The sequence below is a fragment of the Methylosinus sp. genome, from assembly GCF_036560965.1.
GTDB lineage: Bacteria > Pseudomonadota > Alphaproteobacteria > Rhizobiales > Beijerinckiaceae > Methylosinus.
Genome location: NZ_DATBQF010000056.1, coordinates 23,001 through 49,553, shown reverse-complemented (window position 1 = coordinate 49,553; position 26,553 = coordinate 23,001). Strand labels below are relative to the sequence as shown.

Below are 26,553 nucleotides of genomic sequence, written 5' to 3'. Positions count from 1 at the left end.
CTGTTTTCACTCCGGCCCCGCCACTGTGCGCAGATCGCGCCAGGCGCGGCGCTTCAGGGCCGGCGTCCTGAGCAGGCTGGCGAGCGACGGCGCGAGCAGCGCGCGCACGGTCCCGGCGCCGCAATCATAATCGAACCAGGCCCCGCGACACCGCGCGACATCCGGCGCGCCCAAGGCCGCGCGGGCGGCGAAATCGCCGAGGATCAGCAGCGCGCGCGGCGCGGCGAGCGCCACATGGCGGCGCAGAAACGGCAGCAGCGTCGCGACCTCCGTCGCATTGAGCTCGCGCGCGCCGGGCGGGCGCCAGGGCGTCGCATAGGCGAGATAGGCGCTGGAGCGATCGCGTCGAATCGCGCGCAGCATATTGTCGAGCAGGCGCGCCTCCGGCCCGACGAAGGCCGCGCCGCCGCGCTCCTCCTCCTCGCCCGGCGCGAAATCCAGCGCCATCAGAGGCGCGCCGGGCGCGCCGGCCGAAAACAGAAAATGGCCGGCGGTGGCCTTCAGCGCGCAGCCGTCGAAACTCTCGAGCCGCTCCCGCAATTCGTCGATCGTCGTCGCTCCGGCCGCGGCCTCGCGCGCGGCGCGGGCGGCCTCCTCCGGAAACACCGGAGCGCTGCGGAGCGAACGCGCCACGGGCGGAGCCGCGCGCGGGGCTGGCGCGGGCGGGGCTGGCGCGGGCGGCGGCGCTGCGGCGGCGCGGACGGGCGGCGCCGCGCTCTCGGCGAATCGATCATGCGGGGTCTCATCCACGGCCAGATCGACGCCGATCGACAAATACCAGTCGACGAGCGCGGCGAGGCCCGGCTCCGGAGCGAGATCGGCGTCAGTGGACATGGCGGGAAGATTAGAGCAGCCGTCACAAAAGGTGAAGGCTCCGCAGCGCGATGAGGGCACGGCGAGGCGACGGTCCCTCCCCATGAGCGCGACTGCGTAGATTATCGAACTTCGCAGCGCCCTGCTCCGCCAATAAAGTAACCATTCATTAAACAGCGTCGAGGGTGGAAACAGGCGTAATCAAAATCATCTCTTACAACAGAGAGTTACCTATGATCGACCTGATCGAAAACGTCGCTAGAGCGTTGTTCGGGAGATTCGGGTCCGAGCCGGTGCATTGGGACGCGGCGTCGCTCGCCGAGCGCGAGGCCTATCGCCAGGCGGCGGAAGACGTGATGCACGAATTCGCCTCCCTGGCGCCCTTCGAGACCGAGGACCTCGTCGAAAAGATCCGCGAGACGCGGCAAACGCGCCTCGGTTTTCTCTATATGGCCTATTCGCTGAACACATCGGAAGCCGCCGCGCTGCTCGCCTTTCGGGCGCTCGGCCGGGCCGAGTGCTGAGCGGCCGCTCAACAGCAGCGCATCGCGCGCCGTCCGCCCTCGCCGAAGCGGCTCGCCTGACGCTCGAGGAAGAATGCCTCGCGCGTCATCAGCGGCTCGTCGGGATGGTCGGCGCCGCGATGCGCGACATAGGCGTCGTAATCGCCCTGGCCGATCATCAGCCGCGCGCCCGCGCGCAGCTTCGATCCGAGCTTGGCGAGATCAAGCGCGGGCAATCCGCAGATCGTGCAGCTCATCGCTGGTCTCCCTGGTGGTGACGGTGGTCGCGCGGCGCGCCTCGCCGATCGCCTTCAGGCCGAAGACCAGCATCGACAGCACGAGCGCGAGGAAGACGGCGCAGAGCGTCGTGTTCACATAATCGTTGAAGACGATGCGGCTCATCTCGGCGGCGGTCTTGGCCGGTGCGAGCAGCCTGCCCTCCGCCGCGGCGGCGGAATAGCGCGACGCATGGGCGAGGAAGCCGATCTTGGCGTCGGGATGGAAGATTTTCTCGAGGCCCGCGGTCACCGTGCAGATGTAGAGCCATGCCGCCGGCGCCGCGACGACGAAGGCGTAGCGCTCGCGCTTCATGCGGAACAGCACGACGGTGCAGAGGGTGAGCGCTATCGCCGCCAGCATTTGATTGGCGATGCCGAACAGCGGCCAGAGCGTATTGATGCCGCCAAGGGGATCGATGACGCCCTGATACAGAAACCAGCCCCAGCCGGAGACCGCGAGCGCCGTGGCGGCGAGGTTCGGAGCCCAGGCGCGCGTGTGCTTGAAGCGCGGCCAGAAGGTCCCGACGAGATCCTGGATCATGAAGCGCGCGACGCGCGTGCCGGCGTCGACCGTGGTGAGGATGAACAGCGCCTCGAAGAGAATGGCGAAATGATACCAGAAGGCGGTCATCGAGGCCCCGCCGATCGCCCCCGACAGGATTTTCGCCATGCCGACGGCGAGCGTCGGCGCGCCGCCGGACCGCGAGAGCACGGTCTTCTCGCCGACCTCGGCGGCGGCCTGGGTCAACGCCTCCGGCGTGACGGCGAAGCCCCAGGCGGAAATCGTCTGCGCCGCGCTATCGGCGGTCGCGCCGATGACGGCGGGCGCGCTGTTCATCGCGAAATAGACGCCGGGCTCCAGCACGCTGGCGGCGACCAGCGCCATTATGGCGACGAAGGATTCCATCAGCATCGCGCCATAGCCGATGAAGCGGATCTGCGTCTCGTCGCCGATCATCTTCGGCGTGGTGCCGGAGGAGACCAGCGCGTGAAAGCCGGAGATCGCGCCGCAGGCGAGGGTGATGAACAGGAAGGGAAAGACCGAGCCCGCGAAGACCGGGCCGGTTCCGTCGACGAAACGGCTGATCGCCGGCATTTTGAGCTCCGGCATGACGATGAAAATGCCGAGCGCCAGCGAGGCGATGGTGCCGATCTTCAAGAAGGTGGAAAGATAGTCGCGCGGCGCGAGCAGAAACCACACCGGCAGCACGGAGGCGACGAAGCCATAGCCGATGAGCATGAAGGCGAGCGTCTCGCCCTTGAAGGAAAACAGCGCCGCGAGCGCCGGCGTCTCGGCGACAGTGCGGCCGAGCGCTATGGAGCCGATCAGCAGCACGAAGCCGATCGCCGACATTTCGAAGATGCGGCCTGGACGAACATAGCGGCCATAGACGCCCATCAGCACGGCGATGGGCAGTGTGGCGAAGACGGTGAAGAAGCCCCAGGGGCTGTCGGCCAGCGCCTTGACGACGATGAGCGCCAGAACCGCGAGCAAAATAACCATGATGGTCAGAATGCCGACCATCGCCACGAGGCCGGCGGTCTGGCCGAGCTCGGTCTTGATGAGATCCCCGAGCGAGCGCCCGTCGCGCCGAGTCGAGATGAACAGCACGACGAAATCCTGCACCGCGCCGGCGAAGACGACGCCGGTCAGCAGCCAGAGCGTGCCCGGCAGATAGCCCATCTGCGCCGCGAGCACGGGGCCGATCAGCGGCCCGGCCCCGGCGATGGCCGCGAAATGATGGCCGAACAGCACATATTTGTCGGTCGGGACGTAATCGAGCCCGTCATTGCGGCGATGCGCGGGCGTCTTGCGCTCCGGGTCGAGGCCGAGCGCGCGGTCCGCGATGAACAGCGAGTAGAAGCGATAGGCGAGGAAATAGACGCAGAGCGCCGCAGTCACCAGCCACATGGCGTTGACGCTCTCGCCGCGCGCCGTCGCCAGAGTGAACAGCGCGACGACGCCCAGCGCCGTGACCGCGGTCCAGAGGATGATCGAGCCGAGCTTGCGGCCGGGCGAGGCGAGAGTGAGGGACATTGCGCGAGCCTTGGCGTTTCCGGGATGGGGCCAGAGGACGTCATTCGTCTCCCGGCGTTTTCCCCGAGAAATAGGCCGAAGACGCCCGCCGCGTCCAGCCGCGAGGGCGCATGCCCATGGCGCCGACGCTCGGCGGCGCTGGGGCGGCTAGTTTGGAACCTTTTGAAGGGCCGCAGATTGAACAGCTCGGGCGACGAGTTCTGACAGGAGACGCTCATGCACTGCGGAGATTGTCGTTTTTGGCGCCAGCCGGACAACCAATGCCGCCGAAACGCCCCCCTGCCCATGCGCGGCCAGCAAGGAACCATGGATACGGCCTGGCCTCTCGTGGCCTCCGAAGATTGGTGCGGCGAATATCAGCCGGGCTACATCGACAGGACCAGCCTGCCCGTGGAAGCCCAGGCTCGCGCCCGGGCCGGCCACAAGGAACGCGCCCAGCACTGACGGCGAGCTCGGAACAGCGCGACGACGCCGAGCAGCGAGGAGGCTTCGCCATTGCGGCGCAGTCTCCTCGGCGCGATCTCCCTCGGTTCACTTCACGGAGGTCTGCGCAGGCTCTGTGATCTGCGCAGGCTTTGCGGCGCCGGCGTAGGACACGCGCCAGATCGTCCCATTGCCATCCTCGCTCACCAGCAGCGAGCCGTCGCGCGCCACTGCGACATCGACCGGACGCCCCCAGACGCGCGTGTCGTCGATGACGAAGCCGGTCAGAAAATCCTGATACTCCCCGGTCGGGACCCCGTCCTTGAAGGAAAGGCGCACCACCTTGTAGCCGGTGCGCTTGGCGCGGTTCCAGGAGCCGTGCAACGCGACGAAGGCGTCGCCCTGATATTCCGCCGGGAACTGCCCGCCCTCGTAGAAAGCGACGCCGAGCGGCGCGGAATGGGGCTGGAACAGCACATCCGGCGTCGTGACCCTGCTCGCGAGATCGGGCCGCTCGCCGGCGTGGCGCGGGTCCTCATGCGCGCCGATGTAACGCCAGGGCCAGCCGTAGAAGGCGCCCTCCTTCACATGGGTCGCATAATCCGGCGGCAGATCGTCGCCGAGCATGTCGCGCTCATTGACGACGCACCAGAGCTCGTCGGTCTTCGGCCGCAATTGCAGGCTGGAGCAATTGCGCAGCCCATTGGCGACATTGCGCCGGCTCCCGCCCTCGGGATCGATGGCCAGCACGGTCGCGCGCTCGAATTCGACGCCCGCGCCCGCGCCGCTTCCATGCGCCGCCTCGAGCTGCGCGATCTCCTGCGTCGTGGCGCGCGGATGGCCTTCGGCGACATTGGTCTTGGAGCCGACGGAGACATAGAGCGTCTTGCCGTCGCGCGAGAAAACGAGATCGCGCGTCCAATGGCCGCCGTCGGCGCCGGGCAGAGACGCGATCGTCTCGGCGGGGCCGGAGGCTTTCAGATCGCCATTCCTATAAGGAAAACGCAGCACTTTCGTCGGCGTGCCGATATAGACGAAGCGCGGCTCCGGCCCCGGCGGATAGAAAGCTATCCCATAAGGGCGCTCGAGTTCGGCGGCGAAGACATGCGAAGCCGCGGGGATGATCTTCCCCTCCTCGAGGCGGAAAACGCGCACCCGTCCGCCGACGCTCTCACTGACGAAAATATCGCCATTGGGCGCGAGGCGGATGACGCGCGGCCCCTCCAATCCAGAGGCGAAAACCTCGGCCGAAAAACCGTCCGCCGTCTTTAGCGCGGCGCCGTCCGGCCGCGGGACCACCTGCGAACGCGAGGCCGTCGGCTCGCTGGCGAGCGGCGCGGGCAGGTCCGCCGGAGCGATCTTGCGCCAGGTTCCGGGCGCATCCTGGCGCCAATCGCTGAATGCGGCGGAGCCGACGAGACGGCGCGCCGGCTCCGATTGCGCAAAAGCGAGACTTGCAAAAGCGAGACTCGCGCAAGCGAGACTCGCGAAGGAGCCGGCGAGGAGACGTGTCGATGCGGAAGTCTTCATTGGCGGCCTCTTTCGAAACATGGCCGCACTCTAGCTCGGTCAAATCACATTTAGAAGATAGAATTAACGGCGTTGCCGCGCCGGCGATTCCGCCCTCGCGCCGCGCCTCTTCCTGCGGCCTTCGCCCGGTGCTATTCGACCGCCTCCGACGAATGGAAGGAAAAGCGATATGAGCGAGATCTGGCTGGCGACGGGCGAAGCGACGGTTCTGGCGGCGGATGGGCAATATACCGACGCCATGCCGGAAGTGCTGATCGGCAATGTGAAAGGCCCGGTGGGGACGGCTTTCGCCTCGATGACGGGCCAGGTCGCGGGTCATCCGCGCATGTTCGTCATTCGCGATCTCAATCAGCAGGTGCGCCCCGCCACCATGATGACGACCAAGATGACGGTGCGCTCCAACGATTATGTGGAGCTGCTCGGCGGCGTCGTGCAGGCGGCGACGGGCGACGCCATCGTCGATGCGGTTTCGGAAGGAATCATTCCGAAGGATCAGGTGAACGATCTGGTCATGATCATCATGATCTGGCTCGATCCGCGCTGCGCCACCGATCCGAACCTCGACAGGCGCGACCTCTATCGCACCAATTACGAGGCGACGAAGCTGGCGATTTCCCGCGCTTTGAAGGGCGAGCCGACGATCGACGAGCTCATCGCCAACCGCAAGACGGTGACGCATTATGCGCTGGAAGGCGTGTTCGACGAGTGATTTTGCGCAGCCGGCATTGCAAAAATCGAGCGTTGCGCCGATTGCGAATCACTTCTCGAAGCGTTAGCAAACGAATACTCACGTGGCGCGCCCGATGTGACGCGTCTCTTTATCGATTCGAGGGAGATTTGCGATGGCCAAGGCGAAGAGCGACAAGCCTGCGGCGGTGGCCAAGAAGGCCAAGAAGCCCGAAGCCGCTACGGTTCGTCCGGTGAAGGAAAGCTTGACCAAGGCCGCCCTCATCAATCTTCTCGCCGAGCAGAACGAGCTGCCGCGCAAGACCGCAGCGGCGGTCTACGCCACGCTCGAGGAAGTCTTCCTCGGCTCCGTGCATCCGCGCGGCGTCGGCGAGTTCACGCTTCCCGGCCTGCTGAAAGTGTCGCTGCGCAAGGTTCCGGCGCGCAAGGCCGGCACTCTGGTGCGCAATCCCGCCACCGGCGAGATGGTCAAGGCCGCCGCCAAGCCGGCGAGCGTGCGCGTCAAGATCCGCGCGCTCTCCAAGCTGAAGACGGCCGCCACGCCCTGATTTCCGGCAGGTCGAAAGCGAGCCTGAAGGCTGGCGGCTCGAAGGCTCGCGATTATCGGCGGGCCTTGGACCGCGAGCCTTCGGGCTCGAATCGACTCCGGCGATCAGGGGCTCTCGCGAAACGGTCTCCGATCGCCAAACAGTCTCCGATCGTCACGCGGCTTGCGCCTTTCCGGCCCGGCTCTTGGTGAGCCAAGGGCTCCAGGGTTGCGGCGCGATCAATCCCTCCCCGACCCAGACCGGCGATATGCGTCCGCGCGCGACGCGGCCGACGAAGGCCGGCTTGTGCAAATGCTGGGTCTCCGTGTCCAGCCGCAGCGTAAAGCCGCTCGGCGCGCGGATCATATTCAGGCCGAGCGCGCGGCGCACCGCCGCGACATCGACGCTGCCGGCCGCGGCGACGGCCGCGCGCCAGAGCCCGAAGCCGAGATAGGTCGCCTCCATCGCGTCATTGGTCGTCGCTTCCGGCGAATTCTTGTAGCGGCGCCATTGTTCCACGAAGCTCCAATTCTCCGCGCTATCGATCGCATGGAGATAGTTCCAGGCGACATAGAGGCCGTCGATCGCGCAATGCGCGAGCGCCGGCAGCTCGGCCTCGCCGATCGACAGCGACATGATCGGCGCGTCGCAAGCCAGACCCGCCAGCGCGCCGAAGAAGCGCAGATTGGCGTCGCCGCTCACCGTCGAGACGATCGCAGCGCCGGGGCGCGCGGCGAAACGGCGAATATCCCTGGCGATCGCGCTCCAATCCTCGAGGCCGGGCGGCGCGTAGATTTCGACGATATCCTCCCCGCCGACGCCTTTTGCGGCGAGATAGGCCTTCACGATGGCGTTGGTGACGCGCGGATAGACGTCGTCATTGCCGATCAGCAGAAAACGCCGCGCGCCGAGACCGCCGAGAAAATCGACGGCCGGAATCGCCGTCTGGCTCGGCGTGCCGCCGGAATAGACGATATTGGGCGAGCGCTCCTCGCCCTCATATTGGCTCGGATAGAAGAGAAGGCCCTTCGCGCCCTCGACGACCGGAAGCGCGGCCTTGCGCGAGGCGGAGGTCCAGCAGCCGAAGACCGCCGCGACGCCGCGCTCCTCCAGAAGGAGTCGCGCCTGCTCCGCATAGACTTTCGGATCGGAGCGCGGATCCATGATCACCGCCTCGAGCGGGCGGCCGAGCAGGCCGCCTTGGCGATTGCAGCGCTCGACGAGCATCACCAGCAGCTCCTGCAGCGGTCGCTCGCTGCTCGTCATCGTGCCTGAGAGGGAGTGCAATATTCCGATGCGGATCGCGCCATTCTCGAGATCGGCGAAATAGCGGCCGACCGCGCCGACGAGCGCGCGCGAACGGCCGAGCAGCGCATCGGCGGTCGAGAGCGCGGAGCGGCTGGCCGTCTCCACCTGCACGACGACGCCGCCGACATCGGGCAGCGCCTCGCCGACGCCGCGAGCGACGACCGCCGCACGCGCGCCGATACGGTCGAGCTCGGCCGCCTCCCGGCCCAGAGTGTCGGCGAGATCGCGATTGACGCCGGCGACCGCCTCGACGCTCGACGACACTTCGGCGATCGCGCCGACCGTCTCCTCGACCGCGACGTGAATGGCGTCGATCTGCGTCTCGATTTCGGCCGCCGCGCTCGACGTCCGATTGGCGAGCGTCTTCACCTCGCTCGCCACAATGGCGAAGCCGCGCCCGCTCTCGCCGGCGCGCGCGGCCTCGATCGTCGCATTGAGCGCGAGCAGCGAGGTCTGGCCGGCGATCGCCTGAATGAGCTTGCTCACCGCGTCGATGCGCCCCGCCGCGGCGGCGAGGCCCCGCACGATCTCCTCCGCGCGCGCGAGATCGATCACTGTGCGGTCGGCCGCCCCGCGCGCCGCCGCGACCTGAAGCGAGGAGCGCGCGACGAGATCGGCAATGGCGTTGCGCGCCGCCAGAGCGAGGCCGTCGACATCCTGCGCAGCCGTGGCCGCCGCCGATGTCGCCTCGGACACGCGGCGCAGCATGTCGCCATTGCAGGCGGAAAGATCGCCGGCGGCGGTCCGCGCCTGCGCGCTCGCCGTGTCCAGCGCGCCATCCGCCTCGGCGGCGCAATCGCGCAGCCGCTGCGTGAAAAAGGCGCGGCCGGCCTCGCGTATGGTCAGCTCCGCCTCGCGGCTGCGCTCGGCGACAGAGAGCGCGTCGGCGGCGACGAGCGCGCGGCGCATCTCTTCGGCGACGCGCTCGAGCCGCGCCGAAAGCGAGCCGCCCTTGCGCGGAACGCAGGCATAGCGGTCGCCCGCCGCGATCCTCTCCAGCGCCGCGATCTGCGGCGAAAGCCGGCGCTCGACATGGAAGGCCATGGCGATCGCCGTGATCGCCGCGGCTGCGCAGGCGCCGAGCCGATCGCCGCCCGCCCAGCCGACGATGACAGGCGCGAAAGCCGTCGCGACGCTCGCCGCAAGGAGAGAAAAATCGGGAAGTATCACGGCCGAATTGTCCGCCATGGGTCGCACACCCTGCTATCGGTCTGAATTTACCGGAGTAATTTCCCTATATAACGTTACCAACGCCTTTCGGCGCGACGGCTTCCGCGCCTCGATTGTCGGCAATCGGCGCCGAGATTATCGGCGCCGCCGGACGCCGGATGCGGGAAGCGCGTGACTCGCATCCGCCGGCGGTTTATTCGAGGATCGGGAGCTTTGCCGAATGAGCGATGTGTCGAGGCGATTGCGTCTACCTATTCTCGCCCTGTGCCTCGCCCTCGCGGCGAGCGGCTGCGGCGGGCGTCCGCATGGGGTGCTGACCCCGCAGCCGCGGATGGCCGGGACGCCGAGCGTCGAATTGCTCGTCGCCACGACACGCAGCCCCGAGGGCGCGCAGCCGGGCGATCTCTTCACCGGCGAGCGCGGAAAAGGCCTCGCCTTCGCCGATATCGCGATCTCCATTCCGCCGGATGGCGCGCGCCAGATCGGCGAGGTGCAATGGCCGGCCGCCCTGCCCGGCGATCCCGCCCATGAATTCGTCACGCTGCGCGCCGATCCGCTCGATCAGCAGGAGGCGGTGCGCCGCTTCGACGCGCGCATCGCCAAGACGCCGAAGCGTCAGGCGCTGGTCTTCGTCCATGGCTTCAACACGCTGTTCGCCGAGGCGGTCTTTCGGCTCGCGCAGATCGTCCATGATTCGGGCACGAACGCGCTGCCGGTGCTGTTCACCTGGCCTTCGCGCGGCAAGCTGCTCGACTATGGCTACGACCATGAGAGCGCGAGCTATTCGCGCGACGCGCTGGAGCATTTGCTGCGCACGCTGGCCAAGGACCCTGCGGTCGGCGAGATCTCGATCCTCGCCCATTCCATGGGCAATTGGGTGACGCTGGAAGCGCTGCGCCAGATGGCGATCCGCGACCATGGCCTCGCGCCCAAGATCAAAAATGTGATGCTCGCCGCGCCCGACGTCGATTACGACGTGTTCTCGCGGCAGATCGCCGAGATCGACGAGCATCGCGCCATCTTCACCCTCTTCGTCTCGCGCGAGGACGAGGCGCTGGCCGCCTCCCGCCGCGTGTGGGGCGACAAGGTGCGTCTCGGCGGGATCGATCCGCAACGCGAGCCCTTCAAGGACACTCTGGCGGAACGCCGTTTCAAGGTCATCGATCTGACCGATGTGAAATCATCCGATCCGCTCGGCCATGGCACTTTCGCGCAATCGCCCGAGGTGGTGCGCTCGATCGGCGCGCGGCTCGCCGAAGGCCAGACGCTCGCCGACAATCAGAACGGCGTGGGCGAGCGGCTCGGCCAGGTGGCGACGGGCGCGGCCTCGGCGGTGGGCACGGCGGCGAGCGTCGCCGTCTCGACGCCCTTCGCCGTCGTCGATCCGCGCACGCGCGAAAATCTCGGCGATCAGCTGCAACGCCTCGGCGAGCAGATGGGCGATACGGCGACGGCCGGCGCCGATGTCGTCGCGCGGCCGCTGCGGTGAGGCTCGCCGCGGCGGAGGCTCCGAGGCGGAGATTCACCGCGGCCGAGATTCACCAAGCGACATCACGGCCGCGATAATCGATGAAGCGGCCCGTATCGGCGAGCGTCAGCGCGTCGATCGCCTCTATGAGGCCGTGGGCGCTCTCCTCGATCGAAAGATCGGCGTTCTTGCCGCCCATATCGGTGCGCACCCAGCCGGGATTGAGCGCGACCACGGTGACGCGCTCGCGCTTCAGATCATGGGCGAGACCCTGGGCGATCTTGTTCAGAGCCGCCTTGGCGGCGCGATAGGCGATATTGGTCGAGCCCTCCGTCGCCATGGAGCCGAGCCCGCTCGACATCAGCGCGATGCGCGGATTGTCGGCGCGCAGCATGGCCGGCAGAAAGGCCTGGACGAGGCGCAAAGGCCCCAGCGTGTTGACGTCGAAGAGATCGAGAGCGCCGGGAAAATCCATGTCCAGCGTCGATTGGCTCTGCGGCCCATAGGCGCCGGCGTTGCAGACGAGCACGTCGAGCGGCTCCGCCAGCTCGCGCGCAGCGGCGCGGATTCCCGCCTCGTCCCGCGTGTCGAAAAGCAGGATCGAGAAGCGCGCGCGATGACGCGCGACATCGTCTTGCAGACGCGCGCGCGCCTCCTCGCTGCGCACGGAAGCGGTGACGTCGTCGCCGCGGGCCGCGAGCAGGCTGGCAAGCCCGTGGCCTATGCCCTTATTGGCGCCGGAAATGAACCAGTGCTCCGCCATTGGCCGCTCCCGAATTCGATGGGAGAGAATATAGCGCGTCTTTCCCCGCCGTCAGGCGCGCCCTCGGCGTAAGGGACGCCCAGGCGCCATAAAATTATCTCATTTCCAAAATTAATTATCGTAATATAATAATTTCAATCCAAGGTCTGACAATGGCGAATATTCTATTTTTCGACACTCCGGCGCCTGCTCGGCTCGAATCGCCGCTGCGCCGGAGGCTGCGCCGCAATAGCGAACTCCTCTGCGCGCTGTTTTCGGCTCTCCTGGCGTCGGCGACGCTATTCGCGATCATGCTCGTCGTGATCGCGCTGTTCTATCGGGGCGAGTTCATCACCTTCGCTCCCGGCGGACTCTGGTTCGGGCGCGGGCCCGACGTCGCGGCCGGGCGCGTCGCGCTTTCCTGCTTCAGCACGCCGCAGCGGCTCGCCGGCGCATTCGCGCTGACGCTGCTCGTCGCGCCGGCTGCCTATATCTTCCTGCGTCTGCGCATGCTGTTTCGGCTCTATGCGCGAGGAAGCGTCTTCTCGCCGCGCAATGCGCATTGCCTGAAACATGTCGGGCTCGGCCTTCTTGCCTATGCGCTCGCGCCTTTCTGCGCCAATCGCATCGCCCTCCTCGCCGACGTCGGAAATGATCCGAGCTGGTTTCACCTCTATGAGATTCAGGCCGCGGTTCTCGGTGCGCTCGTCTTCGTCATCGCCGATGTGATGCTATGCGCGCATGAGATCGAGGCCGAGCGGGACGGATTCGTCTGACATGCCCATAATCATGCGTCTCGACGTCATGCTTGCCAAACGCCGCATGCGCTCCAAGGCTCTCGCGCGCGCCATAGGCGTCACTGAGGCCAATCTCTCGCTGCTGAAATCCGGCAAGGTGAATGGCGTGCGCTTTTCGACGCTCGCCGCAATTTGTCGCGCTCTCGACTGCCAGCCCGGCGATCTCATGGAATATGAGCCGGACGACGCAGCAGCCGAAGAGCTGGAGAAAACGGGATGAGCGCCATGTCGGAGAACGCGGGATGGCCGCTCAGCGTCGCGGCCGCGACCCTTCTCGCCTTGTCGCTCACCGCCTGCGCGATGGTGGCGAACGTCGTCGATATGGAGGGACGCATCGCGGCCGATGGCTCCGCCAATGTCCCCATGATCCTCGACGGCGATCAGATACTCTTTGAGCTCGAAGCGCAGAGACCGGACGGGAGCTGGCGGAGCGGCCTCGCTCTGCTCAATATGGGCCAATCGCCGCCAGTCCTGAAACAGAGCCTCTATGACGAACTCGCCATAGGCGTGGGCCGCCCGCTGCGTTTGCGCATCGGCGAGCGGAGCATAGCCATCGCCGCGGGCGTCGTGCGCAGCGAGCCGGACCGGCCGAAAGGCGAAAGGCAATTCGCTTCGTTTTTTCCGTCCCGCCGCGTCGATATGGTCCTGCAATCAGGCGCTCTCGCGCGAGGAGAACTCGTCATCGACTATACGGCGCGTCGGCTCGCCTTCACAGCGCCGGGCGCGGCGCCTCACGAGGGCGTCCCCGTCCCACTCCGCATCGACCGCCATACGGGCCTCGCCCTCGTCGACGCCATGATCGACGGCAAATCCCACGCCTTCGTGATCGACGCCGGCAGCCCCTATAGCTGGATGCGCGGCGCGCTGGCTTCGCAATGGCTGGAACGCCATCCCGATTGGCTGCGCGGCCATGGCGCGTTCGGGCCGGCCAATTACAACATGCTGGACCTGCCGTTCGAAAAGGACGGCGATGTGCTGCGCATTCCGCAGATCGCGCTCGGGCCTCTCGTGATGAAGGACGTCGGCCTAATGGGCTCCGGCCCCTCGCTCGGCCCAGCGGACGGGCTCATCGGCGAAGCCTTCTGGAACGTCTGGCAGGAGCAGGCCGGCGAGAGGGTCGCCGGCTGGCTCGGCAACAATGTGCTGAGACGTTATCGGCTGACGATCGACTACCCCAACGCTATGTCCTATTGGCGAAAGGACGCGGAGCCCGACGTGCGGGAATTCGATCGCGTCGGCGTGACGCTCGTCTATGAGCGCGGCGATTATTTCATTGGCGGAATCGTCGCGAGAGCGAGCGGGGCGAGCGTCGACGGCCTCGAGATCGGTGACCTTCTCATCGCCATCGACGGAGACCCGACGCATGGCGCGCCGCGCGAGCGCGTGCTGACGGCTCTGCGCGGCGCTCCAGGCGAGCGAAAAATCCTGCGCGTGGCGCGCGGATCGGCCGAATTGAACGTCGCCGCGGAGGTCTCCGCCTTCTGAGCGCGATTCGAATTACGATTCGAATCGGCTTGCCGCCGCTGGCGGCGTTACTTACTGTGTGAGCCGGTTACATAACAAAGTCATTGCGAAAGGCGGTTCGCATGAGTGACATTTCCGTCGCGGACGACAGCGTCATCAGGCAGCGTTCTCCTGTTCCCGCATCTGCGCCTGCGCGAGTCGTCTTCACTGACGGCCGCTCGCCTCGCCGCTTTCGCCGCCGCGGACAAGGGCGAGCGCGGGCCGCCGCTGTTCGACGCCGAAAATTGGGCGGCGCTGAAGGCGATCTGCCAGTGACGCCGCTCACCGCGCCTTGCGGCTCACCAGGCGGTGATAGGCGGACTTCGCCACCTCGCGCAGGCGACGCCGCCAGACCTCCTTCGCATGGGCCTCGGCGAATTGCGTGACGCCATCGGCCTTCGCCTGCACCATCAGATCGCAGACGACGAGGCGATCCGGCCAGCAGCGCTCGATCATATAATGGCCGGGGATGGCGCAGGAGTCGGTCAGCCCGATGTCCTCGCGCTCCGACTGCGTCTCGGTGATGGCGTAGACGAGCTGCACGCCGGGCGCCTGCGCGCGCAGGCTCTCGTCATAAGCGATCTTCCAGAAATAGGAGCGGCCGACGCTCTCGATGACGACGCCCATGGCGATCGGCTTGCCCGCCAGCTCGAGGCTGTGAATGCGGATCTTGCCCTCGCGCGCCAGCAGACGCGTCGCGCTGCGCACGAAAGTGGCGAGCGAGGGATGGCCGAGCAGCGCGCCGCGCTCGGCCTTCCAGCCGCTCGCCTCCAGCGCCAAAAAATCCTCGGTGGCGCGGGGAATCTCGGCGGGCGTCGAATAGATGACGCGCCGCAATTCGCCGGCCTCCTCCAGACGACGGCGACGGCGGCGCATCTCGCTCAGCGCCTTGCGCGAGGATGTGCGGGTCCAGACCTCCTCTGGATCGCCGCCCGAGAGCAGCGCCGCGCGCTCATGGCTGTCGAGCACGCGCCAGACGCGCCCCGTGGCCCGCGCGGCGCGGGTGAAGGCGGCGAAGACCGCCCCGCTCATCGGCGTCTTGGGAATGAGCACGGCGCCCGCGCCGGAGCGATCGCCGGCGAACCAGTCGAGCAGCGCGGCGGCCGCCTCCTCCGCGCAATCGCGGTCGAGCAGCGGGGTCGCCAGCGCGGCCTGCTTGTGCAGCCAGCCGCGCGCCGTCGCCGCGCCGAGCGAGAAGCCGGGCGCGACGATCGGAAACAGCGCGATCAGCCGACGCGCGCCCTGCGCGGCGCTGCGCTTCCAGACGACGACGAAGATCGGACGCGATTTAGCGGGGAAATGCCGCGCCGCCGGAAGCGCGAAACCGGGCTCGAGGAAACCATTGGCCTCGACCGCGCGCTGAACGAGATCGGCCCAGTCGCGGACGTGCTCGCTCATCCGCTCGACGCAGAGCGCCTCGGTCTCCAGCCCTCCCTTCGTCATGACGCCTTCGCGGCCTGCCGCGCTCCGTTCGGAGGCTCTCGAAGGGCCCGGAAGGCTTCCCAGAAACGCCGTCCTATTGATCCAAAATGGCGCGGTGGCCATGATTCGCCCCTCGTCGCTTGTCAGTTTCGCGCAGGTCCCACGCCATTGCGAGACGAATCGCGGCGACCTGCGGCGAGCGTTTCAAGAGCGAGGCCAGGGCCGACGCCCTTTCGCGCCGAATGTCGTTGTGGGAAATTTGTCACAGAGTAGATAAATATTTGGGGATCAAGGGGATCGGAAGAGAGCCCGTGCTCGTCCCCGGTTGCGCGCGCGCTTCCTCCCGTGCCAGAGTGACACTGCCGAGGTCCGGCATTTGCCGGATGTGGCGGACCCACTATATGAGTTCACCTGCGGTCGAGTCCCTTTCGGCCCGTCCAGACCAGAGTAGGCGCTTTGACGACTTCGAAGACCCCCCTTCTCGACCGGATCGAAACGCCGCAGGAGCTGCGCAAGCTGCAGCCGAGCCAGCTCCGCCAGCTCGCCGACGAATTGCGCCGCGAGACCATAGACGCCGTCTCCGTCACCGGCGGGCATCTGGGGGCCGGGCTCGGCGTCGTCGAGCTCACTGTCGCCCTGCATTATGTCTTCGATACGCCGAACGACAAAATCGTCTGGGACGTCGGCCATCAGACCTATCCGCACAAGATTCTGACCGGCCGCCGCGACCGCATTCGCACGCTGCGCCAGGGCAAGGGGCTCGCCGGCTTCACCAAGCGCGCCGAGAGCGACTATGACGCCTTCGGCGCCGGCCATTCCTCGACCTCGATCTCGGCCGGCCTCGGCATGGCGGTGGCGCGCGATCTCTCCGGCGGCTCCAATCATGTCGTCGCCGTCATCGGCGACAGCGCCATTTCCGCCGGCATGGCCTATGAGGCGATGAACAACGCCGGCGCGCTCGATTCGCGCCTCATCGTCATCCTCAACGACAATGACATGTCGATCGCGCCGCCGACCGGCGCCATGTCGGCCTATCTCGCCCGGCTCGTCTCCGGCGGCGCCTTCCGCACGCTGCGCGAGACGGCCAAGCAGCTCGCCCGCCATCTGCCGCATTTCCTCTACGACAAAGCCCGCAAGGCGGAGGAGTTCTCCCGCAGCTTCATCACCGGCGGCACTTTGTTCGAGGAGCTCGGCTTTTATTATGTGGGGCCGATCGACGGGCATAATCTCGAGCATCTGCTGCCCGTGCTGACCAATGTGCGCGACAAGGACGACGGCCCGGTGCTGGTCCATGTGGTGACGCAAAAGGGCAAGGGCTACGGCCCGGCCGAGGCCGCCGCGGATCGCTATCACGGCGTCAATCGTTTCGACGTGCTGACCGGCGCGCAGGACAAGCCCAAGGCCAACGCTCCCTCCTACACCAGCGTCTTCGCCAAGAGCCTGGTGGCGGAGGCCGAGCGCGACGACAAGGTCGTCGCCATCACGGCGGCGATGCCGGCCGGCACCGGTCTCGATCTGTTCGAGAAGACCTTCCCGGAGCGCATGTTCGACGTCGCCATCGCCGAGCAGCACGCGGTGACCTTCGCCGCCGGCCTCGCCTGCGAGGGCTACAAGCCCTTTTGCGCGCTCTACTCCACCTTCCTGCAGCGTGGCTATGACCAGCTGGTCCATGATGTCGCGATCCAGCATCTGCCGGTGCGCTTCGCCATCGACCGCGCCGGCCTCGTCGGCGCCGACGGTCCGACGCATGCGGGCGCTTTCGACCTCGCCTATCTCGGCTGTCTGCCCGGCATGGTGATGATGGCGCCGGCGGACGAGGCCGAGCTCGTCCATATGGTCGCGACCTCGGTCGCCTTCGACGAAGGGCCGATCGCCTTCCGCTTTCCGCGTGGCGAGGGCGTCGGCGTCGAGCTGCCGGAGCGCGGCGAGGTTCTGGAGATCGGCCGCGGCCGCATCATTCGCGAAGGCTCGAAAGTGGCGATCCTGTCGCTGGGCACGCGGCTCGCCGATGCGCTCACGGCGGCCAAGGAGCTCACCGGCCGCGGCATTTCGACGACGGTCGCCGACGCCCGCTTCGCCAAGCCGGTCGACCGCGACCTGCTGCTGCGCCTCGCCGCCAATCACGAGGTGCTGATCACGATCGAGGAAGGCTCGATCGGCGGCTTCGGCTCGCAGGCGTTCCAGATTCTGTCGGAGCATGGCGCGCTCGACGGCGCGCGCGGCGCGTTCAAATTCCGCGCGATGGCGCTGCCGGACGTCTATATCGACCATGACAAGCCGGACATCATGCTCGCCCGCGCCGGCCTCGACGCCCGCGCCATCGTGGCCAAGGCTCTGGAGGCGCTCGGCGACGAGCGCGGCGCCGCGCGGGCGATGATCGCCTGACGCGTGCTCTCCTTCTCCCACTTGTGGGAGAAGGCGGCCCTTGCGCAGCAAGAGTCGGATGAGGGTCCTTCAGGACGCTCGAAATCTCGCTGCGAAAAAAGCGACCGATATGATGAGTTGCCCGCCCTTTCTGGACGCGCCCTCATCCGACCCCGCCATCAGCCCGGCGCTTGCGACGGGCGTCCTTTCGGACGCCCTTTGGCGGGGCCACCTTCTCCCGTAAACGGGAGAAGGATTTACCCTGCTTTTCGACTTATTTGTAGACGTTGCCGTCGGGGCCCTTCCAGCCGTCGCCGTCCGCGTAGAAGCGATATTCCTCGTCGAAAGCAACCGTCTCGCCCGGCGCCACGAATTGCTTGCCCTTAGGATCGCTGTTGCGCGGCGCGGTCACATAATGCTTGCTCGACGAGCAGCCATCGGGAGATTTGCCGGCGTCATCCGGCTTGCATTCGAGATTGGCGCCCTCCGGAAAGGCGACCGAGGCGTTGAAGAAGAGCTCGAAGCCCTTCTCGCCGGTCGCGTGCATCTCCAGCCGCTCGGTCATCGTCTGCTTGAAGGAGAGCACTTTGGCGGGCTTGTCGAAGCGCTGCTTCAGGAGATTATCGAAAATCTGGCGCGCATGGGCCTCGGTCGGATCGGGGCAGCCGAACCAGCAGATGGCGGCGGCGCGATCGATGGTCAGTGGCGCGACGGCGAGCGTCAGCGCGAGCAATCTTCTGAGCATGGGGTTCCTCTTTTTTGTCTTGTGTCGGCCGTTTTCGGGGCCGGGCGCCTCGCCGCCCGTCTCGAAGCGGGCTTGGGCCATAAATTAGCCGATCTCCGCGGCGAAATGAACCGAAACGGACGAATGCGGAAACCCTGCGCTAACCATCCGTGCATAGCATCCGGTCATGACGATCAACCATAAGCTCCCGGCAATACTCGCCCTCATGCTCTGCGCTGCGCCGGCGCGGGCCGATTTCTCTTCCTGCCTCTCCGGCCTGCGTCATGCCGCCGCAGGCGCCGGCGTCTCGCAGCGCGTCATCGACAGCGCGACCAATGGGCTCGAGCCCAATGACGCCGTCGGCTTCATGGACAAGCAGCCGGAGTTCAAGACGCCGATCTGGGATTATCTCGCCGGCCTCGTCGACGAGGAGCGCGTCGAGGAGGGCCGCGCCATGATGCGGCAGCACGCATCGGCGCTCCATGCGGCCGAGCAGCGCTTCGGCGTCGATCCGGCCACAGTCGTCGCGGTGTGGGGCGTCGAATCGGATTTCGGCAAGAATTTCGGCAAGCGCAGCGTGGTGCAGTCGCTGGCGACGCTCGCCTGCGAGGCCCCGCGCCGCAATGATTACTTCAAGGGCGAGTTCATCGCCGCGCTGAAGATTTTGCAGAGCGGCGACATAGCGCCCGAGGAGTTCATGGGCTCCTGGGCCGGCGCCTTCGGCCACACGCAATTCATGCCCTCGACCTTTCTGGGCACGGCCGTCGATCTCGATGGCGACGGACGGCGCAATATCGCCAGCTCGGCCGCCGATTCGCTCGGCAGCACGGCGAATTTCCTGCGCAAGGCCGGCTGGCGGCCGGGGCAGCGCTGGGGCTTCGAGGTGAACGCGCCCGCCGGCTACAGCGGCCCCTCCGGGCGGACGAGCCGGCAGCCCATGTCCGCTTGGGCGGCGCGCGGGATCACGCGGCTCGACGGCGGCGGGCTCGGCGATGGGCAGGCGGCGCTGCTGCTGCCGGCTGGGCGCAACGGCCCGGCCTTCCTGGTGACGCGCAACTTCGACGCCATTTATTCCTACAACGCCGCCGAATCCTATGCGCTGGCGATCGCCGTGCTGTCGGACCGGCTGCGCGGGCGCCCCGGCATACAGACGGCCTGGCCGACCGACGATCCCGGCCTCTCCCGCGCCGAACGCCGCGAGATGCAGGCGCTGCTCTCCCGCCACGGCTATGAGGTCGGCGAGCCGGACGGCGTGATCGGAACCAAGACGAAGGAGGCCCTCGCCGATTTCCAGGGTCGCGCCGGGCTGAAGCCCGACGGCAGGGCGGGCAAGAAGACGCTGGAGGCGCTGCGGGCGCGCTGAGGCGTCACGCCTTCGGGTCGAGCGCCGCTATCGCCTTCGCCATTCGCTCGGCCGCCTCGCCGCCCTCGGCCTTCAGACCATCGACGACGCCCGCGCGGTCGGCGGCGTTGCGATTCTGACTGAGCTTGCGCTTGGCCTCGATCCGGGTGATCGACAGCTCGATCCCGACGACCGCTTTCAGCTGCGCATCGATGAAATCGGCCGGCGCATCCGCCAACGCCCAGGGCGCGGGACGCGCCGCCTCGCGACGCGCCGTCAAATCGCGTAGCAGGGCGCGAATCCAATTCGCGTCCTCGATCGCGCGCAGGCGGCCATAGACATGGACAGCCTCGTAATTCCAGGTGGGGACGACCTTTCCGGTCTCGCGCTTCGTCGCGTACCAGGAGGGCGTCACATAATGGTCGAGGCCGGCGAAGATCGCCAGCGCCTCGCTCGTGGAATCGAAATCCCGCCACAGCGGATTGGCGCGCGCGACATGCGCTCTCAGCGCATTGGCCTCGGCGTCGAAAAGAAAGGGAATGTGATCGGCGACGATCGCGCCGTTCACGAGCCGCGTGAGCGCGGCGAGCGGACGCGCCTCGATCAGCGCGGCGATCGTCTCGAAATCCTGCTCGTGGAAACGATCGGGAAGATACATTGTCGCGAGCCTATGCGGCGCGGCGGCGCGAATCAATCCTCGAAGCCGAGCGAGGCGACGGCGAAACGCAGTCTCTCTCGCAGCCAGCGATGCGCCGGATCGGCGTGCTGGCGCGGATGCCAACTCGCCGCGACCGTCAGCTCGGGCGTCGTGACCGGCAGATCGAACAGCCGCAGCTCCATCCCGCGCGCGACGGCGGCTCGCGCCACGAGACGCGGAACGGAGGCGATGAGATCGCTCGACCGCGCCGCCGCGAGAGCCGCGCCCGAGCTCGCGACGATGAGCCTGACGCGCCTCTCCAGTCCGAGCGAGGAAAGCGCGCGGTCGATGGGTCCGCGCGCGAGGCCGCGACGCGAAGCGGAGACATGCTCGGCCGCAGCGTAGCGCGCGGCGTCGATCGGCCCGGCGAAGATCGCCGCCTCGGCGCGCCCCGCGCCGACGAAGCGATCGCGCAGCAATGTCTGCGTCAGCGCCTCCGGGCCGAGAACGCCCGGCGCGCCTATGTCGACGTCGACGCGGCCGTCGCGCAGATCGGCGACGCTCTCCTCGCCCTCCGGCGCCAGCACGATCGAAACGCCTGGCGCCTCCCCGAGACTGCGCGACAAAAGAGGCCCCAGCGCGCTGGCGAGATCGTCGCCGCAGCGAATGACGAAACGGCGCTCGAGACGCAACGGATCGAAAGCCTCCGGCCTCAGCATCGCTTCGGCTTCGGCGATGAGCGAGCCGAGCCTCGGCCGCAACGCGAGGGCGCGAGTCGTGGGCACGAAGTCGCGGCCCGCCCGCACGAACAGCGGATCGTCCAGCGCCTTGCGCAGCCGATCCAATGTGCGGCTCATGGCCGGAACGCTCTTGTTGAGGCGCGCTGCGGCGCCGGTCACGCCGCCTTCGGCGAGCAAGGCCTCGAGGGCGACGAGAAGATTGAGATCCATCGGTTGCATGGATTGCAAAACTAGCAGGCTTTGGATTGCGTGGGACGCAAGAATGACCGAACGACTCCGCAACGCCGACCGGCCCTGCCCCCGCCTATGCTGCCGTCATCGTAATTCCAAACGAGGATCGATCGATGATTACCCTGCATTCGACCACGGTGGCCGCGACGCTCGACCGCTTGTATCGCGAGGCGGAACGTCGCGACGGCGACGTGCTGCCGCTGGTGCGCGCCCAATTCGAGAAAAGCGGAACGCCATACGACGATCGCATCGTCGCCGGCCTGCTCGACGACGCCTATATCGGCGTCGCGCCGGAAGTCGGACGGCTGCTCTATCAGCTCGTGCGACTGCGCCGACCGAAGCTGGTCGTGGAGTTCGGGACATCGTTCGGATTGTCGGCGATCCATATCGCCGCCGCTCTCGCGGACAATGGCCAGGGACGGCTGATCGCCACCGAGCTGAACGCGGAAAAGGCCTCGCGCGCCGTCGAGCATTTGCGCGAAGCGGGTCTCGCCGAATGGGTCGAGCTGCGCCAGGGCGACGCTTTCGCGACATTGGTCGGCGTTGAAGGCATCGACGTCCTGCTGCTCGATGGATGGAAGGCGCTCTATCTGCCCATGCTGCGCGGACTCGAACCGGCGCTTTCGTCCGGAGCGCTCGTCGTCGCCGACGATCTGAACATCATGCCGGAGATGCTCGAGCCCTATGTCGCCTATGTGCGCGACCCCGCCAACGGCTATTCCTCCAGCGAAATTCCGCTCGACGACGGACTGGAGCTGTCGATCCGAGGTTGAGACGCGCCCGTCACAGCGCCTGCTGAAACCGGATCGGCGCGCCTCGCGAGGGCGCCAGCAGCTCGCCCTCCCACATCACCCGGGCGCCGCGAATGATCGTGCCGATGGGCCAGCCCGTCACCTCCACGCCGTCATAGGGCGTCCAGCCGCAGCGCGAGGCGATCCATGAATTGCGGATCGTCTCGCGACGCTTCAGATCGACGACGGTCAGATCGGCGTCATAGCCCACGGCGACGCGGCCTTTGCCGGCGAGGCCGAACAGCCGCGCCGGACCGGCGCTGGTGAGATCGACGAAGCGCTGCAAAGTCAGCCGGCCCGCGCTCACATGGTCCAGCATCAGCGGAACCAGAGTCTGCACGCCGGTCATGCCCGACGGGCTCTCCGGATAGGGCTTGGCCTTTTCCTCGAGCGTGTGCGGCGCATGGTCGGAGCCGAGCACATCGACGATCCCCTGCGCGACGCCCCGCCATATCCCCTCGCGATGACGCGCGTCGCGCACCGGCGGGTTCATCTGCACGAGCGCGCCGAGCCGCAGATAATCCTCCGACGTCAGAGTGAGATGATGCGGCGTCGCCTCGACGCTCGCTATATCCTTGTGATGGGCGAGAAGCTCGATCTCCTCCATCGTCGATATATGCAGCACATGGACCAGCGCGCCCTTCTCACGGGCGATGCGCAGCAGCCGCTCGGTGGAGCGCAGAGCGGTGATCTCGTCGCGCCACACCGGATGCGAGGACGGATCGCCGCGAACGCGCAAGGATTTGCGCTCCTCGAGCCGATATTCGTCCTCGCTATGGAAGGCGGCGCGGCGGCGCGTCTTGGAGAGAATCGCGCCGACGCCGGCGTCGTCGGCGACCAGCAGCGAGCCGGTGGACGAGCCCATGAACACTTTTATGCCCGCCGCGCCGGGCAGGCGCTCGAGCTCGGGTATGTCCTCGGCGTTCTCATGCGTGCCGCCGACCCAGAAGGCGAAATCGCAATGGGCGCGGCCCGAGGCGCGCGCCATTTTGTCGGCGAGCTCGGCGGGGCCGGTGGTCAGCGGCTTGGTGTTGGGCATTTCGAACACCGCCACGACGCCGCCGAGCACGGCGGCGCGGGTCCCGCTCTCCAAATCTTCCTTATGCGTCGGGCCGGGCTCGCGAAAATGCACCTGCGTGTCGATGACGCCCGGCAATATATGAAGGCCAGAGCAATCGATCCGCTCGCCGGCCGCGGCCTGCGAGAGATCGCCGATCTCGGCGATTCTGCCGTCGCGGAGCCCGATGTCGCGCGGAGCGACGCCATCCTGATTGACGAGCGTCCCGCCGGCGAGAATCATGTCATATGTCTTGGGCATGGCTGGCGCCTCGCTTGCAAGTGTCACCGGGACTGTGAAAGTTTCGACGCGAACAGGGCGTCGCCCTCTCGAGACGATCTAGCGCACATTGGAGCGGGCCGGAACCCGCTCGCGCGACGGCGAGAGACGCCTGTCGGTTCGCCGACCTCATTGGAGCACATCGGACAATGACCAGCGCCACACTTCTCTCGGACCGGGGCGTCGTCGAGGTCGCGGGTACCGACGCCGCCAAATTCCTGCACGGCATCCTCACCCAGGATGTGAAGTCGATCGCCGCCGGCGATCTGCGCTTTGCCGCGCTGCTCACGCCGCAAGGCAAGATCAACGTCGATTTCTTCATCTTCGCGAAAGCCGGAGAGGACGGATTGGTCCTGCTGCTGGACTGCGCCTCCGCCATGATCGAGACGCTGCTCGACCGGCTGAAATTCTACAAGCTGCGCGCCGCGGTGACGCTGACCGACCGCAGCGCCGATTATGCGAGCGTCGTCTTCGCGGAGGCGACCGCCAAGCCCGCGCTCGACGCCATCGCTCTGGCCGTAGACCCCCGCGCGGAGAGCCTCGGCTGGCGCGGCCTGGTCACGCGGGAAATCGCCGCGACCCTCGCCACAGCGCCGCGCGCCGCCTATGACGCCAAGCGCATCGCGGCAGCCGCGCCCGAGGGCGGCGTCGATTTCGTCTATGGCGACGCCTTCCCGCATGAGGCCAATATGGACCGTCTCGCCGGGGTCGATTTCAAAAAGGGCTGCTTCCTCGGCCAGGAGGTGGTCTCGCGCATGAAGCATCGCGGCCCGGTGAGGAAGCGCGTCGCCACTTTCCACGCGGAAGGCGCGGCTCCGGCGCCGGGCACGACGATCAGGGCCGGCGAGGTGGAGATCGGCGTCACCGGCTCGGCCGTGGGCGGCGACGGTCTGGCGCTGATTCGTCTCGACAGGCTGGCCGACGCCAAGGCCGGCGGGGCGACCCCGCTCGCCGGCGGCGTGCCGTTGGAATTCACTGTCGTCGAGGGGTGAGCGCTGTCGTCGAGGGGTGAGCGGCGCCCCCTATCGGGAATCGACGATTCCCGATAGGGCGACGGCGGATATCAGGCCGCCTGCCGCTTTTTGAGCGCGACATAGCCGAAGCGCCCGCCGACGCCTGCGACCAGCAGGCCGAAGAAGACGTAAGCGTAGAGCTCGGTATTGTCGATGAGCCCCACGGTGAAATGGTGGCGGCCGACGAGCTCCTTCGCGCCATCGTCGCTCGACAGCCGGGCGTAGAGCGCATATTTGCCGGCCGTCTGAATATTGACGTCGAAATTCACCATGCCGTTGCGAAACTTCTGCAACGGCAAGCGTAAAATCGTGTCGGCCTCCGCCGGCTCGCCGGCGCCCTCGATATCGCGGACGACGCGAATATCCCAGTTCATCTCGCGCAGATCCGCGTCCGGCGCGTCGAGCGCAATGACGGTCGCGCCCGTGTCCGCGAGCACGTCGCAGACCCGATCGATGTTTTTCTTGGGCTGCATGGCGACGAATTTCATCGCCTTGTCAGAGCCGAGCGCGACGGGGCACTCGGGATCATAATAATGCCAGCCGGCCGCCCGCGCGGCCGGGGCGGAAAGAGCAGCGCCGACAAGGGCGAGCGTGGCGACGAGACAAAGGCGAGACGCGACCAATTTCTCCATACTCCCCGAGGCTTCCGATCTACGGCGAAACTGCAATTTTTTATGCGACTTTGCAATTCGAACCATAGAGCCGCCGCGCCTGCTCGGGCGAAGCGGGCGCCGGCCGATTCCCTCCGGACGCGAAACAGGCTAATGTCGCGCCCGTCGCGCCCTTTGCCCTCCCCCGTCGAGCCCGAGTCCCGGCATGTCGCTCCCCAATGAATATTTGATCGACCGTCGCCGCCTTCGCCGCAAGCTCGGCTATTGGCGCATTCTGGCCGTCATCGCGGTCGGTCTCGCCGGCCTGGCCGCATTTGCGCGATTCGGCGAGGGCGGGCCCGGCCCGGCGGCCAAGCTCTCCCCCCATATCGCCCGCCTCTCGATCGGCGGCATCATCACCGGCGACAAGGCCACGCTCGACCTCATCAAATCGATCGGCGAATCACATGCGAGCGCCGTGCTGCTGACGATCGACAGCCCCGGCGGCACCACGACCGGCTCCGAGAAGCTGCATGACGAGCTGCGCCGCCTCGCCGAGAAGAAGCCCATGGTCGCCGTCGTCGGCACGATCGCGGCCTCCGGCGCCTATATCGCCGCCATCGCCTCCGACGAGATTTTCGCTCAGGGCAATTCGCTCGTCGGCTCGATCGGCGTGCTGTTTCAGTTTCCCAATGTCTCCCGGCTTCTCGACACGGTGGGCGTGAAGGTGGAGGAGGTGAAATCCTCCCCGCTGAAGGCCGCGCCCAATGGCCTCGAGCCGACGAGCGACGCCGCGCGCGAGGCGATCGCCGCGCTGGTCGCCGACTCCTACGACTGGTTCAAGAAGCTGGTGAAGGATCGCCGCAAGCTGGACGACGAGGAGCTCGCCAAAGTGGTCGACGGCCGCGTCTTCACCGGACGCCAGGGCGTGCCGCTGAAGCTCGTCGACCAGCTCGGCGGCGAGCGCGAGGCGATCGAATGGCTGGAGACCAATAAGGGCGTCGCCAAAAAGCTGCCGGTGCGCGACTGGAAAGAGAAGAGCACGCTGGAGAAGCTCGGCCTGCTCGATTCGATCGCCTCCATGGCGCGAACGCTGGGTCTTTCGGCGCTCGCCGACGCGTTGGAGCGCGCCGGCGTCGTCGCTCAGCAGGGGCTGCTTGACGGTATGGTCGCGATTTGGCACGCTCCCACGCCCGATTAGGCTCCGATCGATGCGGTCACGTCGGCAGAACTGGAACGTCGCATGATCAAATCCGAACTCATTCAAAGAATAGCCGCCCGCAACGGGCATCTCTATCAGCGCGACGTCGAGACGATCGTCAGCACGATCCTCGACGAGATCACGCTCGCGCTCGCGCGCGGCGACCGGGTCGAGCTGCGCGGCTTCGGCGCCTTCTCCGTGAAGCGTCGAGAGGCGCGCACGGGCCGCAATCCGCGCACCGGCGAGCAAGTGTCGGTCGACGAGAAATCCGTGCCCTTCTTCAAGACGGGCAAGGAAATGCGCGAGCGGCTGAACGACGCCGGCGGCTGACCCGGCGTGAGGCCGCGGACCAGGTGGGGCGGAATTGGGAAGGTG

The 26,553-nt window shown here is 67.0% G+C and carries 26 protein-coding genes; 14 read left to right on the top strand and 12 right to left on the bottom strand.

Going from position 1 to position 26,553, the window contains the following annotated elements; all coding sequences use genetic code 11:
- Positions 1 to 6 precede the first annotated feature (6 nt).
- Positions 7 to 834, bottom strand: a complete 828-nt coding sequence (locus VIF40_RS14370) for a uracil-DNA glycosylase (protein WP_331938194.1) — start codon at positions 832 to 834, stop codon at positions 7 to 9.
- Positions 835 to 1,046: 212 nt separating this feature from the next.
- Here VIF40_RS14370 and VIF40_RS14365 point away from each other — a divergent pair, with 212 nt between their 5' ends.
- The gene (locus tag VIF40_RS14365) at positions 1,047 to 1,337 is read left to right on the top strand and encodes a hypothetical protein (protein WP_331938193.1); all 291 of its coding nucleotides are present in this window, start codon (positions 1,047 to 1,049) and stop codon (positions 1,335 to 1,337) included.
- A gap of 8 nt (positions 1,338 to 1,345) precedes the next feature.
- Here VIF40_RS14365 and VIF40_RS14360 read toward each other — a convergent pair whose 3' ends face one another.
- The 3 genes from VIF40_RS14360 to VIF40_RS14350 form a co-directional block, all read right to left on the bottom strand.
- Positions 1,346 to 1,573, bottom strand: a complete 228-nt coding sequence (locus tag VIF40_RS14360) for a YbdD/YjiX family protein (protein WP_331938192.1) — start codon at positions 1,571 to 1,573, stop codon at positions 1,346 to 1,348.
- The gene (locus tag VIF40_RS14355; protein WP_331938191.1) at positions 1,539 to 3,632 is read right to left on the bottom strand and encodes a carbon starvation CstA family protein; all 2,094 of its coding nucleotides are present in this window, start codon (positions 3,630 to 3,632) and stop codon (positions 1,539 to 1,541) included. The genes VIF40_RS14360 and VIF40_RS14355 overlap by 35 nt, the downstream gene beginning before the upstream one ends.
- A gap of 531 nt (positions 3,633 to 4,163) precedes the next feature.
- Positions 4,164 to 5,585 carry a sorbosone dehydrogenase family protein gene (locus VIF40_RS14350; protein WP_331938190.1) on the bottom strand — a complete coding sequence of 474 codons (1,422 nt, stop codon included), beginning with the start codon at positions 5,583 to 5,585 and terminating at the stop codon, positions 4,164 to 4,166.
- 169 nt (positions 5,586 to 5,754) lie between these two features.
- Here VIF40_RS14350 and fae point away from each other — a divergent pair, with 169 nt between their 5' ends.
- Both fae and VIF40_RS14340 read left to right on the top strand, forming a co-directional pair.
- Complete coding sequence (gene fae, locus VIF40_RS14345; RefSeq protein WP_196408758.1) at positions 5,755 to 6,294, top strand: formaldehyde-activating enzyme; 540 nt, start codon at positions 5,755 to 5,757, stop codon at positions 6,292 to 6,294.
- A gap of 133 nt (positions 6,295 to 6,427) precedes the next feature.
- Positions 6,428 to 6,820 carry an HU family DNA-binding protein gene (locus VIF40_RS14340; protein WP_331938189.1) on the top strand — a complete coding sequence of 131 codons (393 nt, stop codon included), beginning with the start codon at positions 6,428 to 6,430 and terminating at the stop codon, positions 6,818 to 6,820.
- A gap of 153 nt (positions 6,821 to 6,973) precedes the next feature.
- Here the strand turns inward: VIF40_RS14340 and VIF40_RS14335 are convergent, their stop codons facing one another.
- On the bottom strand, positions 6,974 to 9,295 hold the full coding sequence (locus VIF40_RS14335; RefSeq protein WP_331938188.1) for a transporter substrate-binding protein: 2,322 nt from the start codon (positions 9,293 to 9,295) through the stop codon (positions 6,974 to 6,976).
- 202 nt (positions 9,296 to 9,497) lie between these two features.
- On the opposite strand from VIF40_RS14335, the gene VIF40_RS14330 reads away from it, so the two are divergent.
- A complete protein-coding gene (locus tag VIF40_RS14330; protein ID WP_331938187.1) occupies positions 9,498 to 10,766 on the top strand; it encodes an alpha/beta hydrolase in 1,269 nt (422 codons plus the stop codon).
- A 49-nt stretch (positions 10,767 to 10,815) separates the two neighbouring features.
- On the opposite strand, the gene VIF40_RS14325 is transcribed toward VIF40_RS14330, so the two are convergent.
- Positions 10,816 to 11,508 carry an SDR family oxidoreductase gene (locus VIF40_RS14325; protein ID WP_331938186.1) on the bottom strand — a complete coding sequence of 231 codons (693 nt, stop codon included), beginning with the start codon at positions 11,506 to 11,508 and terminating at the stop codon, positions 10,816 to 10,818.
- A 152-nt stretch (positions 11,509 to 11,660) separates the two neighbouring features.
- Here VIF40_RS14325 and VIF40_RS14320 point away from each other — a divergent pair, with 152 nt between their 5' ends.
- The 4 genes from VIF40_RS14320 to VIF40_RS14305 all read left to right on the top strand — a co-directional run bounded on the left by VIF40_RS14320 (position 11,661) and on the right by VIF40_RS14305 (position 14,063).
- Positions 11,661 to 12,263, top strand: coding sequence for a DUF2975 domain-containing protein (locus VIF40_RS14320; protein ID WP_331938185.1), 603 nt, complete (start codon positions 11,661 to 11,663; stop codon positions 12,261 to 12,263).
- A 1-nt stretch (position 12,264) separates the two neighbouring features.
- Entirely contained in the window at positions 12,265 to 12,504 is a 240-nt protein-coding gene (locus VIF40_RS14315; RefSeq protein ID WP_331938184.1) for a helix-turn-helix transcriptional regulator, read from the top strand.
- Positions 12,501 to 13,769 (top strand): peptide-binding protein, encoded by a 1,269-nt coding sequence (locus VIF40_RS14310; RefSeq protein ID WP_331938183.1) that lies wholly within the window; start codon positions 12,501 to 12,503, stop codon positions 13,767 to 13,769. Before VIF40_RS14315 ends, VIF40_RS14310 begins: the two co-directional genes overlap by 4 nt.
- Positions 13,770 to 13,874: 105 nt before the next feature.
- Positions 13,875 to 14,063: a hypothetical protein gene (locus VIF40_RS14305; protein WP_331938182.1), complete on the top strand. Its 189-nt coding sequence runs from the start codon at positions 13,875 to 13,877 to the stop codon at positions 14,061 to 14,063.
- Between the two features lie 6 nt (positions 14,064 to 14,069).
- On the opposite strand, the gene VIF40_RS14300 is transcribed toward VIF40_RS14305, so the two are convergent.
- The gene (locus VIF40_RS14300) at positions 14,070 to 15,230 is read right to left on the bottom strand and encodes a GNAT family N-acetyltransferase (protein ID WP_331938181.1); all 1,161 of its coding nucleotides are present in this window, start codon (positions 15,228 to 15,230) and stop codon (positions 14,070 to 14,072) included.
- A 435-nt stretch (positions 15,231 to 15,665) separates the two neighbouring features.
- Here VIF40_RS14300 and dxs point away from each other — a divergent pair, with 435 nt between their 5' ends.
- Positions 15,666 to 17,594 carry a 1-deoxy-D-xylulose-5-phosphate synthase gene (dxs, locus tag VIF40_RS14295; protein ID WP_331938180.1) on the top strand — a complete coding sequence of 643 codons (1,929 nt, stop codon included), beginning with the start codon at positions 15,666 to 15,668 and terminating at the stop codon, positions 17,592 to 17,594.
- Positions 17,595 to 17,847: 253 nt separating this feature from the next.
- Here the strand turns inward: dxs and VIF40_RS14290 are convergent, their stop codons facing one another.
- Complete coding sequence (locus tag VIF40_RS14290; protein WP_331938179.1) at positions 17,848 to 18,318, bottom strand: hypothetical protein; 471 nt, start codon at positions 18,316 to 18,318, stop codon at positions 17,848 to 17,850.
- Positions 18,319 to 18,484: 166 nt separating this feature from the next.
- Here VIF40_RS14290 and VIF40_RS14285 point away from each other — a divergent pair, with 166 nt between their 5' ends.
- On the top strand, positions 18,485 to 19,660 hold the full coding sequence (locus VIF40_RS14285; RefSeq protein WP_331938178.1) for a lytic murein transglycosylase: 1,176 nt from the start codon (positions 18,485 to 18,487) through the stop codon (positions 19,658 to 19,660).
- Between the two features lie 4 nt (positions 19,661 to 19,664).
- On the opposite strand, the gene VIF40_RS14280 is transcribed toward VIF40_RS14285, so the two are convergent.
- Together VIF40_RS14280 and VIF40_RS14275 are read right to left on the bottom strand one after the other, a co-directional pair.
- Positions 19,665 to 20,297, bottom strand: coding sequence for an FMN-binding negative transcriptional regulator (locus VIF40_RS14280; protein ID WP_331938177.1), 633 nt, complete (start codon positions 20,295 to 20,297; stop codon positions 19,665 to 19,667).
- Between the two features lie 32 nt (positions 20,298 to 20,329).
- Entirely contained in the window at positions 20,330 to 21,235 is a 906-nt protein-coding gene (locus tag VIF40_RS14275) for a LysR family transcriptional regulator (protein ID WP_331938176.1), read from the bottom strand.
- 125 nt (positions 21,236 to 21,360) lie between these two features.
- On the opposite strand from VIF40_RS14275, the gene VIF40_RS14270 reads away from it, so the two are divergent.
- Entirely contained in the window at positions 21,361 to 22,020 is a 660-nt protein-coding gene (locus tag VIF40_RS14270; protein ID WP_331938175.1) for an O-methyltransferase, read from the top strand.
- Positions 22,021 to 22,030: 10 nt separating this feature from the next.
- On the opposite strand, the gene VIF40_RS14265 is transcribed toward VIF40_RS14270, so the two are convergent.
- Positions 22,031 to 23,356, bottom strand: coding sequence for a dihydroorotase (locus tag VIF40_RS14265; RefSeq protein ID WP_331938174.1), 1,326 nt, complete (start codon positions 23,354 to 23,356; stop codon positions 22,031 to 22,033).
- A gap of 167 nt (positions 23,357 to 23,523) precedes the next feature.
- Between VIF40_RS14265 and VIF40_RS14260 the strand changes: the two genes are divergently transcribed.
- Complete coding sequence (locus VIF40_RS14260; RefSeq protein ID WP_331938173.1) at positions 23,524 to 24,366, top strand: folate-binding protein; 843 nt, start codon at positions 23,524 to 23,526, stop codon at positions 24,364 to 24,366.
- A gap of 71 nt (positions 24,367 to 24,437) precedes the next feature.
- Here VIF40_RS14260 and VIF40_RS14255 read toward each other — a convergent pair whose 3' ends face one another.
- Positions 24,438 to 25,019 carry a hypothetical protein gene (locus VIF40_RS14255; RefSeq protein WP_331938172.1) on the bottom strand — a complete coding sequence of 194 codons (582 nt, stop codon included), beginning with the start codon at positions 25,017 to 25,019 and terminating at the stop codon, positions 24,438 to 24,440.
- Positions 25,020 to 25,203: 184 nt separating this feature from the next.
- On the opposite strand from VIF40_RS14255, the gene sppA reads away from it, so the two are divergent.
- Together sppA and ihfB are read left to right on the top strand one after the other, a co-directional pair.
- On the top strand, positions 25,204 to 26,178 hold the full coding sequence (gene sppA / locus VIF40_RS14250; RefSeq protein ID WP_331938171.1) for a signal peptide peptidase SppA: 975 nt from the start codon (positions 25,204 to 25,206) through the stop codon (positions 26,176 to 26,178).
- A gap of 42 nt (positions 26,179 to 26,220) precedes the next feature.
- Positions 26,221 to 26,508, top strand: coding sequence for an integration host factor subunit beta (gene ihfB / locus VIF40_RS14245; protein WP_331938170.1), 288 nt, complete (start codon positions 26,221 to 26,223; stop codon positions 26,506 to 26,508).
- Positions 26,509 to 26,553 lie beyond the last annotated feature (45 nt).